This is a genomic window from Bradyrhizobium sp. ma5 (genome assembly GCF_042258955.1).
In the GTDB taxonomy this organism is placed as follows: Bacteria; Pseudomonadota; Alphaproteobacteria; order Rhizobiales; family Xanthobacteraceae; genus Bradyrhizobium.
Genome location: NZ_CP170156.1, coordinates 181,499 through 195,796 on the forward strand (window position 1 = coordinate 181,499; position 14,298 = coordinate 195,796).

The window sequence follows — 14,298 nt, forward strand, 5'->3', positions numbered from 1 at the left end:
ATGCGTTAGAAAATCTGGTATTGAGGCATCATGTTCGTCCCACGCCGCAGCCTGCCGCCGCTCAATGCGGTCCGCGCCTTCGAGGCCGCCGCGCGGCTCGGCAGCTTCAAGGAGGCCGCCGCCGAGCTCAGCGTGACCCATGGCGCGGTCAGCCAGCAGATCCGGCTGCTCGAGGAGTGGCTGGGCGCGCCGGCGCTGTTCCGGCGATCGGTGCGGCGCGTGGTGCTGACCCCAGCGGGCGCGGCGCTGTTGGCGGAGTTCGCGCCGGCGCTCGACCGGATCTCGGCCGCCGTGCAGCAGCATCGCGCGCGGCGCGGCGATGCCGCGGTGGCGGTGTTGCGCGTCAATGCGCTCGCGACCTTCAGCCTGCGCTGGCTGCTGCCACGGATGAGCCGGTTTCGCGCCGAGCATCCGGATATCGAGGTGCGCCTGAGCACATCGAACGAGCCGGTCGATGCGCTGCCGGAATCATTCGACGTCGTGATCCGTGGTGGTCCGGATACGTTTCATGGCTTCTCGTCGCGCTTCCTGGTGTCGGAGCGGCGATTGCCGGTGTGCAGCCCATCGCTGCTCGAACGATTACCGCTGCACGAAATCGCGGATCTCTCCAGGCATACGCTGCTGCATGTCACGTCGATGCCGCGGCTGTGGCGCGACTGGCTGACCGAGGCCGGGCACTCCGCGCTGGAGCCGGCGGGTTCGCTTACCTTCGATCATTTCTATCTGACCATCCAGGCTGCGCTCGATGGCCTCGGCGTTGCGATGGGTCCGACCGCGCTGATTTCGGACGATCTCGCGGTCGGGCGTCTGGTGACGCCGTTCCCCGCGATCAGCCTGCCGGCGCGGAGCTACTTCGCTTATTTCCCTGCAGGCCGCAGCAACGATCCGCACAGCGCGGTGTTCTGCGACTGGCTCGAGCAGCAGGGCCGGATGACAGGCTGATATTTTCGGTTCAGGCTGCCGACGGATCGTCGCCGTCGACTTCCTGCGGCAGGTCGATCACGACGCGGCCACCGGCAAGATCGACTGTCGGCACCACGGCATTGGTGAAGGGCAGCAGCATCGTCGCGCCCTGCGGCGGGGCGATCTCGATGATGTCGCCGGCGCCGAAATTATGGATCGCGATCACCTTGCCGAGCGTCTGCTCTGATGTTGTCACGGCGGCGAGGCCGATCAGGTCGGTGTGGTAATATTCGCCGTCGTCGGTTTCCGGCAGCCGGTCGCGCGGAACGTAGAGCTCGAGCCCGTTGAGCCGTTCGGCGTCATCGCGGCTGGCGACACCCTTCAGCGTCACCACGAGATGGTCCTTGGCCTCACGCGCATGCGTGACCTCGAACTGGCGCGTGCCGTCCTTGGTCATCAGCGGGCCGTAGTCCTTCACGGCCAGCGGATCTTCGGTGAAGGTCCACAGCCGAACGGCGCCGCGCACGCCATGCGCAGCGCCGATACGGGCGACACAGACCGGTGCAGTCACCGTGGTCGCCGTTCAGTCTATGCCTTGGCGGCGGCTTCGGCCTGCGCCTTGCGCTCCTTGCGCGGCACGGCCTTTTCCGGATTGTTGCGCGCGGCGCGCTTGACGACGCCGGCGGCGTCGAGGAAGCGGGTCACGCGATCCGACGGCTGCGCACCCTTGGCGAGCCAGGCCTTCACCTTGTCCATGTCGAGCTTCAGGCGGGCCTCGTTGTCCTTCGGCAGCAGCGGGTTGAAGTGGCCGAGACGCTCGATGAAGCGGCCATCGCGCGGGAAGCGCGAGTCGGCGACGACGACGTGATAGACCGGACGCTTCTTGGTGCCTGCGCGAGCGAGGCGGATAACAACGGACATTTAGTTCTCCTTCAAAGGTCGATGTGTTCGATTGATTGGCATTCCGCGTCGCGCCGGCTGCATGTGAGCCATCACGACGAATTCCTCATTTCTTCTTGCCCGGGAAACCGCCGAGGCCCGGCAGCATCGGCTTGCCGGAAAGGCCGGTCAGGCCCGGCACATTCGGCAGGCCGCCGCGCAGCCCGGCCGGCAAATCCTTCGGCAGGCTGGGCAGACCGCCGCCGGCGCCGCCCTGCATCTTCTCGGCGAGCGCCTTCATCTCGTCGGCCGAGGGCGGCTTCATGCCGCCGCCGAAACCCATCGCCTGCGCGATGCCGGCGAGCGGGCCGCGCTTGCCGCTTCCCATGGCCTTCATCATGTCGGCCATGTTCCGGTGCATCTTCAGCAGCTTGTTGACCTGCTCGACGCTCTGGCCGGCGCCGGCCGCGATGCGCTTCTTGCGGCTCGCCTTCAGGATGTCCGGATTCTTGCGCTCCTGCCGCGTCATCGAATCGATCACCGCGACCTGGCGCTTGATGATCTTGTCGTCGATGCCGGCCGCCGCGATCTGGTTCTTCATCTTGGCGATGCCGGGCATCATGCCCATCAGGCCGCCGATGCCGCCCATATTCGCCATCTGCTGCAGCTGTTCGCGCATGTCGTTGAGGTCGAACTGACCCTTGCGCATGCGCTCGGCAGTGCGCGCGGCCTTCTCGGCGTCGATGTTCGCAGCGGCCTTCTCGACCAGCGAGACGACGTCGCCCATGCCGAGGATGCGGCCGGCGATGCGGTTCGGATGGAAGTCTTCCAGCGCGTCGGTCTTCTCGCCGGTGCCGAGCAGCTTGATCGGCTTGCCGGTGACCGCGCGCATCGACAGCGCGGCGCCGCCGCGGCCGTCGCCGTCGACGCGTGTCAGCACGATGCCGGTGAGGCCGACGCGCTCGTCGAACGCGCGTGCGAGGTTGACCGCGTCCTGGCCGGTGAGGGAGTCCGCGACCAGCAGCACTTCATGCGGGCTGGCGGCGGCTTTGATCTCGGCCGCCTCCTTCATCATGTCTTCGTCGAGCGTGGTGCGGCCGGCGGTGTCGAGCAGCACCACGTCGTAACCGCCGAGCTTGCCGGCCTCTAACGCGCGCCGTGCGATCTGCGGCGGCATCTGGCCGGCGACGATCGGCAAGGTCGGAATGTCGAGGTCGCGGCCGAGCACCGCGAGCTGCTCCATCGCCGCCGGGCGGTAGACGTCGAGCGAGGCCATCAGCACCTTGCGCTTGTCGCGCTGGACCATGCGGCGCGCGAGCTTTGCGGTGGTGGTGGTCTTACCGGAGCCTTGCAGACCGACCATCATGATCGGCACCGGCGGCACGGAATTGATGTCGATGGTCTGGCCGTCGGAGCCGAGTGTGGCGACCAGCTCGTCATGGACGATCTTCACCACCATCTGGCCCGGCGTCACCGACTTGACGACGGTGGCGCCGATCGCCTGCTCGCGGACCCGGTCGATGAAGCTGCGGACCACCTCGAGCGCGACGTCGGCCTCGAGCAGTGCGCGGCGCACCTCGCGCATCGCGGCATCGACGTCCTTTTCGGTCAGCGCGCCGCGCCCCGTCAGACGATCGAGAATGCCACCAAGCCGTTCCGACAGATTGTCGAACAATGCCGTTGTCCTTCGTTGCGCCCGTGAGCGCGCTTCACTCGCTTCTGGTCATGACCCGCTCTCGCGGGTGATGACCACATAGTCCGCCTCGGCACCGTGCCAAGACGATGGTCCAAACACTTTTGCGCCCGAGGGCGCATCGCGCTGTCGGGCGTTGGCCTCTGGCCTCCAGGGCCAGTCGGCGGGTCGAAAAGACGGATCTTTCCGAGAAAGTCGCGGCGTTAAACGCTGCCGGGGCGGCAAAGTCAAGGAAAGTTTCGCCGCAATTGGCCTAGCCTGAGCCATAAGGCATTGAAATCGCATCAATTTGCCACGCTGGTTCCGAATTCGGCATCGTCACCCATATAAACGGAGCCTGCCTCCTGTTGGGAACCCGCGTGCCCATCGTCACCCGCCGCCGCCTTCTTGCAACCTTGACCGGAGCCGCTGCCGCGATCGGCGTGCCCTCGATCTGGATGTCCCTGATGAAAACCTATGACGGCCCCGTCTCCGATCACTTCGACGGCCTGCACTTCTTCGATCCGGATGGCGCGCCGCCGAAATCGCTCGGCGAGGTGCTGCGCTGGCAGTTCGGGGGCAGGCGGCAGCGCGCGGTCTGGCCGGAATGGGCGCCGAGCCCTTATGCCGATACGCCGCCGCGCGTCGATGGCGACAAGGTGCGGTTCTGCTTTATCGGTCACGCCAGCTGGCTGATCCAGACCGGCGGCCTCAACATTCTGGTCGATCCGGTCTGGTCGATGCGGGCCTCGCCGTTCAGCTTCGCAGGTCCGAAGCGGCACAATGATCCGGGCGTGGCCTTCGAGAAGTTGCCCAGGATCGACGTCGTGCTGGTGTCGCACGGCCATTACGATCATCTCGATGTCGCGACGCTGTCGAAGCTGACGACAGCGTTTACGCCGCGCGTGATCACGCCGCTCGGCAACGACGTCACGATGCGCGCCTCCGATGCCGCGATCAAAGCCGAGGCGTTCGACTGGCATCAGCGCGTCGAACTCGGCGGCGGCGTTGCCGTGACGCTGGTGCCGACGCGGCACTGGTCGGCGCGCGGCCTGTTCGATCGCAACAAGGCGCTGTGGGCGAGCTTCGTGCTGGAGACGCCGGCCGGCAAGCTCTACATCGTCTGCGATTCCGGCTATGGCGACGGCCGGCATTTTCGCCGGGTTGCCGAGGCGCATGGCCCGCTGCGGCTCGCGATCCTGCCGATCGGCGCCTATGAGCCGCGCTGGTTCATGCAAGACCAGCACATGAACCCCGAGGACGCCGTGAAGGCGCTGGCCGATTGCGGGGCGACGCAAGCGCTGGCGCATCACCACGGCACGTTCCAATTGACCGACGAGGCAATCGACGCGCCGGCGATCGCACTCGGTGAAGCGCTCGACGCGGCCAAGGTGTCGCGCGAGAGGTTTCTGACGCTGAAGCCGGGACAGGTGTTCGACGTTTGACCGTCGCCCCGGCCTTCGCCGGGACGACGTTAATTGGCCGGCTTGAATTACTTCTCCTTGATCGCCCAGGAGACGCTGACATTCACCGTCAGCGTTTCCTCGCCTTGCGCGACCGGCGTCGGTGCGGCGAAGCCTGCCGTGGCCATCTTGGCGCGGAACATCGGCACCGGCGCCGAGCCGACTTCCGAGATGTTCAAGGGCGCGCCGAGCGTGACGCCGGCGGCCTTGGCGTAGATCTCCGCCTTGCGCCGGGCGTCGGCGATCGCCCGCTCGCGTGCCTCGTCGAGCAGCTTCGAGGCCTGCGACACCGAGAAATTGAGCCCGCCGATATCATTGGCGCCGGCACCCACCAGCACGTCGATGACACCCGCGACCTTGCTCACATCGTGCAGCTTGATCGTGACGCGATTGCTCGCGTGGTAACCCACGATGCTGGGCGGCGCGTTCGGCGACGACGGCGGGCGGTTGGCGAATTGTGGCTGCAGCGACAGCCGCGAGGTCTGATAGTCCTTCTCCGCGATGCCGGCGCCCTTCAGCGCGGCCAGCACTTTGCCCATCGTCACATTGTTGGCGTCGGTGGCCTCGCGCGCGGTCTTGCCGTCGGTCGTGACGCCGGCATCGAGCTGCGCCTCGTCGGGCGCCGCCGATACGGTCGCCTCGCCGGTGACCGAGATCGCCGGTGGAAAGTCGCTGTCGGCAAGTGCGGGTGCAGCCAGCAGCGTGGTCGCGATCAGGGTGGCAGCGATGGGGAGGCCGAGGGGAAGGCGATAGGTCATCTGGCTCACTTCAGGGGTACGTAGACGTTGATCACAAGCTTGTCTTCGGCGGTCTTCAGCGGATCGGTGATGTATTCCTCGATAAAGGTGTCCTTGGCTTCGAGCTTCTTGTCGTCGAGGTGATTGGTGATGGCCTCATAGGTGTTGTCCATGTTGTCGTAGGACCCGCGGTGGACGAACTTCAGGGCCTTGCCGTCCGGCGAATTGCCCATGCTCATGTTCTTGCCGAGGTTCTTGACGTCCTGGTCGACCGGAATTTCGGCGATGAAGGTGAAGCCGGTGTCGTCGGTCGAGGTGTAGACGATCATCGGATTGCCCGATGCCTTGACGCCGTCCTTGTCGAGCAGCGCGGTGAGCTGCTTGAACGCCTCGATCAGCGCGTCGAAGGCCGAATCCCAGTTGGCCGTGCCCTTCAGCATCACGACCTTCTTCGGTTCCAGCGTGAACGGCTCGCCGAACGGGTCGGCGGTCTGCACCGGGGCGGCCGGCGGCGGCGCCGGGGACTGCGATGCGGCCGGGCTGTCAGCCGGCGACTTGGTCTCGGCCGGCGGCGGCACCGGCGTTGCCGATGGCACAGGCGCGGGCGTTTGGCTCGGGCTTGCCGCGGGAGCGGGCGAGGCTGACGGCGACTGGGCAGGAGCCGGGCTTGCCAGGGCGATCGCGGCCAAAGGGAGCAGCGCGACCAGGGCCGCGCGGAGCGTGTTGATACGGTTCATTCGGTATTCTCCATCCCCTCCTCAAACGGCCGCTCGATCTGTCCCGGCGCGCGCGGTCCCTGAGGTGCGATATTCCTAACACGCGAGTTCTGCATTCGTCCCATGACAGATGTGTCATGGGGCCATTCTGACTGGCCAATGGGCCACCACTCGCCATATAACCGGGCAGAATTTAGGAAAATCGATGAGCGCGCTCGCCAATCACGCATTCGCCAAAATGAACGGCATCGGCAACGAGATCGTCGTCGTCGACCTGCGCGATTCCAAGGCGCAGGTTTCGGCTGATGAGGCGCGCGCGGTGGCGTCGCCGGCCGGCGGCGTGCCCTATGACCAGCTGATGGTGCTGCAGCCGCCGCGGCTCGACGGCACCGAAGCGTTCATCTCGATCTACAACAATGACGGCTCGGAGGCCGGGGCCTGCGGCAACGGCATGCGCTGTGTGGTGCGGCGGATCTTCGAGAAGACCGGCCAGACCACGGCGACGTTCCAGACCCGCGCCGGCCTGCTCAATTGCTGGCAGGGGCCGGCGCCCGATCTCTACACCGTCGACATGGGCGCGCCGAAGTTCGGCTGGCAGGACATTCCGCTGGCTGAGGAATTTCGCGACACCCGCTACATCGAGCTGCAAGTCGGGCCGATCGACAAACCGGTGCTGCATTCGCCCTCGGTGGTCTCGATGGGCAATCCGCACGCGGTCTTCTGGGTCGACGACGTCAATGCCTACGACCTCGAACGTTTCGGGCCGCTGCTGGAAAACCATCCGATCTTCCCGGAGCGTGCCAACATCACGCTCGCCCATATCGTCGATCGCGACCACATCACGATCCGCACCTGGGAGCGCGGCGCCGGCCTCACCAGGGCCTGCGGCTCGGCAGCCTGCGCGACCGCGGTCGCGGCGGCGCGGCTGAAGCGTGCCAACCGGACTGTCGAGATCACGCTGCCCGGCGGCAGGCTCGGCATCGAGTGGCGCGAGCGCGACGACCACGTGCTGATGACCGGCACCGCCGATTTCGAATATGAGGGCCGCTTCGATCCGGCGCTGTTCGCCAGCGTCGCCTGACCATCATGAGCGTCGACGTCGTCACCTTTGGCTGCCGCCTCAATGCATTCGAATCCGAGGTGATCAGGCGCGAGGCGGAGCAGGCCGGGCTCACCGACACCATCGTCATCAACAGCTGCGCCGTCACCAATGAGGCGGTGGCGCAGGCCCGGCAGTCGATCCGCAAACTGAAACGCGAACGCCCGGCGGCGCGCATCGTCGTCACCGGCTGTGCGGCGCAGACGCAAGCCGACATGTTTGCCGACATGGCCGAGGTCGATCGCGTCGTAGGCAATGACGAGAAGATGCGCGGCGGCGCCTGGCGGGCGACGCGCGCGGCTTTCGATGCGCCGTTTGGTATCGATGCGAGCGAGAAGGTCGCGGTTGCCGACATCATGGCGGTGACGGAGATGGCGCCGCATCTGCTCGACGGCTTCGAGCGCGGCCTGCCGCGGGTGTTCGTGCAGGTGCAGAACGGCTGCGATCATCGCTGCACCTTCTGCATCATCCCTTACGGCCGCGGCAATTCGCGCTCGGTGCCGATGGGGGCAGTGGTCGATCAGGTCCGCACATTGGTTGAGCGCGGTCATGCCGAGATCGTGCTGACCGGCGTCGATCTCACGAGCTATGGCGCCGATTTGCCGGGCGCGCCGAAGCTCGGCCAGTTGACCCGGCAGATCCTGCGCCATGTGCCCGAGCTGAAGCGGCTGCGCATCTCCTCGATCGATTCGATCGAGGCCGATCGCGACCTGCTCGATGTGATTGCCGACGACGCGCGACTGATGCCGCATCTGCATCTGTCGCTGCAATCCGGCGACGACATGATCCTGAAGCGGATGAAGCGCCGGCATTCACGCCGGGACGCGATCGATTTCTGCGCACAGGTGCGCCGGCTGCGGCCGGACATCGCGCTCGGCGCCGACATCATCGCGGGCTTCCCGACCGAAACCGAGGAGATGTTTGCGCGCTCGCTCGATCTGATCGCGGAATGCGATCTCACCTTCCTGCATGTGTTTCCTTATTCGCGACGTCCGGGCACGCCGGCGGCGCGGATGCCGCAGGTCGAGGGCGGAACGATCAGGGAGCGCGCCAGGCAGCTGCGCGCGACCGGCGAAGCCGCGCTGGTGCGGCGGCTTGCTGCGGAAGTCGGTGCGACGCGCGAGGTGCTGATCGAGAGCAATAGGCAGGGCCGCACCCAGCATTTCCTGCCGGTTGCGATCGGTGGTGACGCGCCGGGCATGGTGCGGGCGCTCGTCGTGACCGGCCACGACGGGGTGCGTCTCACTGCATCGGCCGGCGACGTTCGTTGAGACGGGTCGAGATGCGATCGACGCGGACTGCGCCCTCACTCAGTCCTGATGTTCGCGGCCCGGACGACCTTGGCCCATTTTTCGAGTTCGATTGCGACTTGTCTGCTGAACTCTGCCGGCGTTCTCCCGATTGGCTCGAGACCAAGTGTCAGCAGGTGTGCCCTCATGCCCGGATCTGACATGCTCCTGACGATCTCGCGGTTGAGGAGCGCAATGATATCCGGATGGGTGACGGCTGGAACAAAGACACCGAACCAATTGTCGAACTCGATGTCCGGATAGCCTGCTTCTGCCGTCGTTGGTACGTCGGCGAGCGCCTGCAACCGTTTCCGGTATGCCATCGCCAGCGCGCGCAGCTGGCCGTCCCCGACCTGCGGCACAATTGGTGCCGGTGCGGCAAGGCACATCGTCGTATGGCCCGCCACCGTCGAGCCGATTGCCAAAGCCGCGCTGTTGTAAGGGATGTGCACAAGGTCGACGCCGAGCGACTGGCGCAGCATCTCGCCGACGATATGTCCGGGCGACCCCACCCCGGCGGTCGCGTAGTTGAATTTGCCGGGATTGCTTTTGATCAGGGCAGCCAGCTCCTTGAGCGTCTGCGCCGGCACAGAGGGATTTGCCGCGAGCACGACACTTGTGCTGACGGCGAGCGTGACCGCATCGAACGACGTGCGGGCATCATAGGGGACTTTGTCATGCAACGCGGGATTGATCGTGAAGCTGGGCGGCGTGACGAGAACGGTGTATCCGTCGGGCGCCGCCATGGCCGCGCGGCCAACGCCAATGTTGCCGCCGGCGCCGCTCACATTCTCGACGTAGAACTGCTCTCCAAGCCGCTCGGATAATTTCTGCGCGATGATCCGGCCGAAAACATCGGCGTTCCCGCCTGGCCCGAACGGAACGATCATGCGCACCGGTCGTGCTGGATAGGCCTGCGCCCGCACGATGCCCGGTGCGGCCAGCAGTGCGACTGAACTTGCGATGAAGGTCCGTCGCTTCATTCGAACACGCTGCCCGATCATCCGTCGCAGCGTCATCCAACCACAGTGTGGGTGCCCCAGCCAACGTCAACAAATCGCAGGTCTTGTCTGGGTCGAAAGCCGTGCGCATCCTTTCGGGGTACGCATTTTTCTCCCGCGTCATTCCCCGGTGCGCCAACAATCTCGACGTCGTCCCTGCCTAGTGCGCAATTGCGCACGGGAGCAGGGACCCACAACTACGAAATGGTTGTTGTCGGTCGTGATGGCTGTTTGACAGGTTGAAATCGGAATCAGCCGCGCATCGCGCGCGACGTTGTCAGTGCGCGCGGCCGGGCTTTGGCGGCTGCGACGCGCGAACCTGCCAGAACCGCAGCAGGCGATCGGCGTCTCCGCGTGTCATCTTGGTGAACTGGCTCTTCGCATGGGTGAGCTCAACGGAGCCCATGGAGCCGGTCGTATAGCGGCATTCCATCACCGCGGCGGTGGTCTCCCAGCTCAGGCCTGCCGCCCGGCACGGCACCAGCAGCCCTTCACTGCGCAGGCTTTGCATCAGGGAGCGGATCACCTCGACGTTCGACTGCGCAAGATCCGCGAGCGCGACAACGGTCTCTTCATATTTCCGCTGCCTGGCGAAGCCGAGCAGGGCGGCCTCGTTGAGCTCGCCGCTGTCCTTCAGCTTCGCGACGTGGCGCTTGGCTGCGGTGAAATCGCGGACCTGCGACATGTCGCGCTCGACGCCGGCGGCGACCGCGGCGATCGCGTGCCGGATTTCCTCGTAGAGATACGGCGGGGCGCGCTCCAGCAAACGGCCGCGCACCTCTTCCGTTGCCCGGCGCAGGAGCTGAAGACGGAGCTCCGCCGGCAGGTCTGCGCGGATGCCGGTCTCGACGGCGAGGGTCGGATCGTGCTCGGCTTGCGCGAGGACGACGGCAAATCCGTCCGGCGATACTTTGGCGCCGGGATTGGTGACCAGGCGGTGGCTCACGCTCGCAAAGCGACGGGCCAGCAGTGCATCGGTGACGACTTCCTTCAGCCACCAGCGGCCGGCGACGGCGAGCAGGTGCTGTTCGCTCTTGGTCTGCGCGATCTCGACTAGGTCCTCGGCACTGAGGCGTGAGGATTCCTGCAGCATCGGCCGCGCGACCCGGATCTCGTCGTTGCTGGCGAGGCGGCGAACGATCGCGGGCGGTGCCTGCGCGACCGGGGCGAGTTGCTCGCTGATCTCGGCAAGCGCCATCCGGGCGCTGATCTCGGCGAGCGCGCGCAGCTCGATGGTCTTGACCAGCCGTTCGAGCACATTGTCGAACAGTTCGACCTGCTCGCTGTTGAAGCTGCCGGCGGAGAGGAGGAACAGATCAGTGACGCGCTTCGCCGTGGCGATGCATTTTTCGGCGGAGCCGGCGCGGATCGCAGCCTCGACCTCGTCGATAATTGCCTGCCCGGCAGTCAGCATTGCTCGTCCTGAGCCCGTCCCGATGCGCTTGTTCTAAGCCAGCTTGCAGCTCTATCGGGCGGACCTGAACGTTTCGTAAGGATAATGGTCAGTAGAATCCCGGAGGATTACTCGCCGTTCCAGCCGCAGGCCTTGAGCCGCTCCTGCATGTGCGCCGGCGCAGGTGCTACGACATGCACGGGGTCCTTGTTGCGGGAGATCGGGATGCCGATTTCGCGGGAATGCAGATGCAGGGTCGGCTCGCCGAAGCGCGGACCGTTGCCATAGATATTGTCGCCGACGATCGGCCAGCCCATCGCCGATGAATGCACCCGTAGCTGGTGGGTGCGGCCGGTGACCGGCTCCATCGCAATCCAGGCAAGGCCGTCGCAGCGTCCCAGCACCTTCCAGTTGGTGATGGCCTTCTGGCCATCCGGGTCCGGCTTCTGCCACCAGCCGCGCTCGGCGTTGAGCCGGCCGAGCGGCATGTCGATGGTGCCTTGGTCCTCGGTGGGGCCACCCTCGACCACGGTCCAATAGGTCTTCGCAATCTTGCTGTGCTTGAACAGCAGCCCGAGCGAGGCGGTCGCCTTGCGGTGGCGTCCCAGGACGAGGCAGCCGGAGGTGTCCTTGTCCAGCCGATGCGCCAGCACCGGCGGCCGGGGCAGGCCGAACCGCAACGCGTCGAACGAGGCTTCCAGATTCGGGCCGCCCTTGGGACCGCGGTGCACCGGCAGGCCGGCCGGTTTGTCGATAACCAGCATCAATCCATCGCGGTGGAGCACCCGCGCCAGGATCTCTTCCGCGGTCAATTGGGGAACATCGATCAATTCGTCGAGACTTTCGTTTGTGAGGCGAAACGGCTAACACACCCCCGCCATGAACGATACCACGGGAACAAAACAGAGCTGGTGGCAGCGGCTGAAAGGCGGCCTGAAGCGAACCTCGAGTTCGATCGGGACCGCGGTCGCCGACCTCGTCACCAAGCGTAAGCTCGATTCTGCCATGCTCGATGACATCGAGGATGTGCTGCTGCGCGCCGACCTTGGTACCGATGTCGCGGTCCGCATTGCGCAGGCGGTCGGCAAGGGCCGCTACGACAAGGCGATCTCGGCCGATGAGGTCAAGGACGTCGTTGCGACCGAGGTCGAGAAGGTGCTGGCGCCGGTGGCGAAGCCGCTCGAGATCGATGCGACGCTGAAGCCGTTCGTGATCCTGGTCGTCGGCGTCAACGGCTCCGGCAAGACCACGACGATCGGCAAGCTTGCGGCGAAATTCTCCGCCGAGGGCCACAAGGTCATGCTGGCCGCCGGCGATACCTTCCGCGCCGCGGCGATCGAGCAGCTCAAGGTCTGGGGCGAGCGCACCAAGTCGCCGGTCATTGCGGGCGCGCAAGGGTCGGATTCGGCAAGCCTCGCCTTCAGCGCGCTGACCGCGGCCAAGGAGCAGGCGCGCGACGTGCTGCTGATCGACACCGCCGGCCGCCTTCAGAACAAGTCCGAGCTGATGAACGAGCTCGAAAAGGTCGTTCGCGTCATCAAGAAGGTCGATGCGTCGGCGCCGCATGCGGTGCTGCTCGTGCTCGACGCCACGGTGGGACAAAATGCGCTGTCGCAGGTCGAGGCGTTTCATCGTACGGCAGGCGTCACCGGCCTCGTGATGACCAAGCTTGACGGCACGGCGCGCGGCGGCATCCTTGTTGCGCTGTCGGAGAAGCACAAGCTGCCGGTACATTTCATCGGCGTCGGCGAAGGCGTCGAGGACCTCGCGCCCTTCACGGCGAAGGATTTTGCCAAGGCAATTGCCGGGATCGAATAATTCATCCTTCGGGACGCGCGCTGGTGCGCGCTCCTCCAGCAACAACGGCAAAGCCGTTGTGCAGGGATGACGGTGGGATACGAAAGGTCGTCATCCAGAGGAGGCGCGGAGCGCCGTCTCGAAGGATGGCCAAGACACGAGTTCACAAGACACGAGTTCAATGGACTGAATTGATGGACAAGACCCAGCCACATCCGCTGTTCAAGCTCGCGACCGAACTCGGGCCGCTGCTCGTGTTTTTCATCGCGAACGCCAAGTACCATCTGTTCGTCGCTACGGCTGCGTTCATGGTGGCGATCGTGGCGGCAATGATTGCGTCCTATGTCGTGACCAAACACGTGCCGATCATGGCGCTGGTGACCGGCGCGATCGTGCTGGTGTTCGGCACCCTGACCTTGGTGCTGCACGACGAGACCTTCATCAAGGTCAAGCCGACCATCATCTACGGCCTGTTCGCGGCCGTGCTCGGCGGCGGGCTACTGTTCGGCCGTTCCTTCATCGCCGTGATGTTCGACCAGATGTTCAATCTGACGCCGCAGGGCTGGCGCATCCTCACCATGCGCTGGGCGCTGTTCTTCGCCGGTATGGCGATCCTCAACGAGATCGTCTGGCGGACGCAGACCACGGATTTCTGGGTGAACTTCAAGGTGTTCGGCGTGACGCCGCTGACCATGATCTTCGCCATCGCGCAGATGCCGCTGACCAAGCGCTATCATCTGGAGCCGGTCTCGCTGGAGACCAGCGAGGCGGAAGCCGGCGACCTCAGAAAGTAAATCCGGACGCAGCGCGGGCGATTGCGCCGCGCTGCGTCCGACGCTTCAGAGATCAACTCTTCAGAGCTCAGCTCTTCTGCTTGGCGACGATCTTGTCCTTGATCTTGTCGTAGGTCGCCTGCGGCAGGATGTTCTTCTGCACCAGTTCATCCTTGCCCTTGTAGGGGCGGCCCTTGATGATCGCGGCCGAATAGGCCTTGCCGACACCAGGCAGCGCGTCGAGCTGGTCCACGCCGGCGCTGTTGATGTCGAGCAGGTCGTCCTTCGCCATTCCCGTCGTCTTCGGATCAGGGGCCGCCGCTTTCGGCGCTGGCGCCATGTGGCTCTCGGATTTGGCGGTGGGCGCGGCCGGCTGCGGCGACTGGGCCATCGACGGCGTGGCCGTCATCAGGCCGAGCGCGAGTGCGGTAGCAAGAAGTGAAGCGAGCGTGGTCTTGCGCATATGTCCTCTCCGAGGAATGAGTGAAGTCACGCCATGGAGTTAGGGTTGCGTTCGTGGCGTCGCCGTGGCCGTGAAATGAACCGCAGATAAACCCGTCGAAGTATTATGCCGCA

General features: G+C 65.4%; 15 protein-coding genes. 6 read left to right on the forward strand and 9 right to left on the reverse strand.

From position 1 onward, the window contains the following. The first annotated feature begins 30 nt into the window (after positions 1 to 30). Positions 31 to 942 carry a transcriptional regulator GcvA gene (gene gcvA, locus ACE103_RS00890; protein WP_375777969.1) on the forward strand — a complete coding sequence of 304 codons (912 nt, stop codon included), beginning with the start codon at positions 31 to 33 and terminating at the stop codon, positions 940 to 942. A 10-nt stretch (positions 943 to 952) separates the two neighbouring features. Here gcvA and rimM read toward each other — a convergent pair whose 3' ends face one another. The 3 genes from rimM to ffh form a co-directional block, all read right to left on the reverse strand. After that, positions 953 to 1,474, reverse strand: a complete 522-nt coding sequence (rimM, locus tag ACE103_RS00895) for a ribosome maturation factor RimM (RefSeq protein ID WP_375777970.1) — start codon at positions 1,472 to 1,474, stop codon at positions 953 to 955. Between the two features lie 17 nt (positions 1,475 to 1,491). Then, on the reverse strand, positions 1,492 to 1,824 hold the full coding sequence (gene rpsP, locus ACE103_RS00900; protein ID WP_050402543.1) for a 30S ribosomal protein S16: 333 nt from the start codon (positions 1,822 to 1,824) through the stop codon (positions 1,492 to 1,494). Between the two features lie 85 nt (positions 1,825 to 1,909). Beyond that, positions 1,910 to 3,457: a signal recognition particle protein gene (gene ffh, locus ACE103_RS00905; protein WP_375777971.1), complete on the reverse strand. Its 1,548-nt coding sequence runs from the start codon at positions 3,455 to 3,457 to the stop codon at positions 1,910 to 1,912. Positions 3,458 to 3,834: 377 nt separating this feature from the next. Here ffh and ACE103_RS00910 point away from each other — a divergent pair, with 377 nt between their 5' ends. Further along, positions 3,835 to 4,899, forward strand: a complete 1,065-nt coding sequence (locus tag ACE103_RS00910) for an MBL fold metallo-hydrolase (protein WP_375777972.1) — start codon at positions 3,835 to 3,837, stop codon at positions 4,897 to 4,899. 47 nt (positions 4,900 to 4,946) lie between these two features. Here ACE103_RS00910 and ACE103_RS00915 read toward each other — a convergent pair whose 3' ends face one another. Together ACE103_RS00915 and ACE103_RS00920 are read right to left on the reverse strand one after the other, a co-directional pair. Continuing rightward, positions 4,947 to 5,675, reverse strand: a complete 729-nt coding sequence (locus ACE103_RS00915) for an SIMPL domain-containing protein (RefSeq protein WP_375777973.1) — start codon at positions 5,673 to 5,675, stop codon at positions 4,947 to 4,949. A gap of 5 nt (positions 5,676 to 5,680) precedes the next feature. Continuing rightward, the gene (locus ACE103_RS00920) at positions 5,681 to 6,391 is read right to left on the reverse strand and encodes a GyrI-like domain-containing protein (protein WP_375777974.1); all 711 of its coding nucleotides are present in this window, start codon (positions 6,389 to 6,391) and stop codon (positions 5,681 to 5,683) included. 184 nt (positions 6,392 to 6,575) lie between these two features. Here ACE103_RS00920 and dapF point away from each other — a divergent pair, with 184 nt between their 5' ends. Together dapF and mtaB are read left to right on the forward strand one after the other, a co-directional pair. Then, entirely contained in the window at positions 6,576 to 7,451 is an 876-nt protein-coding gene (dapF, locus tag ACE103_RS00925) for a diaminopimelate epimerase (RefSeq protein ID WP_375777975.1), read from the forward strand. Positions 7,452 to 7,456: 5 nt separating this feature from the next. Next, on the forward strand, positions 7,457 to 8,740 hold the full coding sequence (gene mtaB, locus ACE103_RS00930; RefSeq protein WP_375777976.1) for a tRNA (N(6)-L-threonylcarbamoyladenosine(37)-C(2))-methylthiotransferase MtaB: 1,284 nt from the start codon (positions 7,457 to 7,459) through the stop codon (positions 8,738 to 8,740). A gap of 35 nt (positions 8,741 to 8,775) precedes the next feature. Here mtaB and ACE103_RS00935 read toward each other — a convergent pair whose 3' ends face one another. The 3 genes from ACE103_RS00935 to ACE103_RS00945 all read right to left on the reverse strand — a co-directional run bounded on the left by ACE103_RS00935 (position 8,776) and on the right by ACE103_RS00945 (position 11,982). Then, positions 8,776 to 9,741: a Bug family tripartite tricarboxylate transporter substrate binding protein gene (locus ACE103_RS00935; RefSeq protein WP_375777977.1), complete on the reverse strand. Its 966-nt coding sequence runs from the start codon at positions 9,739 to 9,741 to the stop codon at positions 8,776 to 8,778. Positions 9,742 to 10,036: 295 nt separating this feature from the next. Beyond that, positions 10,037 to 11,173 (reverse strand): DUF2336 domain-containing protein, encoded by a 1,137-nt coding sequence (locus ACE103_RS00940; protein ID WP_375777978.1) that lies wholly within the window; start codon positions 11,171 to 11,173, stop codon positions 10,037 to 10,039. A 107-nt stretch (positions 11,174 to 11,280) separates the two neighbouring features. Next, positions 11,281 to 11,982 carry an RluA family pseudouridine synthase gene (locus ACE103_RS00945; protein WP_375777979.1) on the reverse strand — a complete coding sequence of 234 codons (702 nt, stop codon included), beginning with the start codon at positions 11,980 to 11,982 and terminating at the stop codon, positions 11,281 to 11,283. Between the two features lie 49 nt (positions 11,983 to 12,031). On the opposite strand from ACE103_RS00945, the gene ftsY reads away from it, so the two are divergent. Beyond that, positions 12,032 to 12,970, forward strand: coding sequence for a signal recognition particle-docking protein FtsY (ftsY, locus tag ACE103_RS00950; RefSeq protein ID WP_223977696.1), 939 nt, complete (start codon positions 12,032 to 12,034; stop codon positions 12,968 to 12,970). Positions 12,971 to 13,143: 173 nt separating this feature from the next. Continuing rightward, positions 13,144 to 13,743, forward strand: coding sequence for a septation protein A (locus tag ACE103_RS00955; protein WP_097675946.1), 600 nt, complete (start codon positions 13,144 to 13,146; stop codon positions 13,741 to 13,743). Between the two features lie 67 nt (positions 13,744 to 13,810). On the opposite strand, the gene ACE103_RS00960 is transcribed toward ACE103_RS00955, so the two are convergent. Beyond that, a complete protein-coding gene (locus tag ACE103_RS00960) occupies positions 13,811 to 14,185 on the reverse strand; it encodes a ComEA family DNA-binding protein (protein WP_375777980.1) in 375 nt (124 codons plus the stop codon). Positions 14,186 to 14,298: the final 113 nt, after the last annotated feature.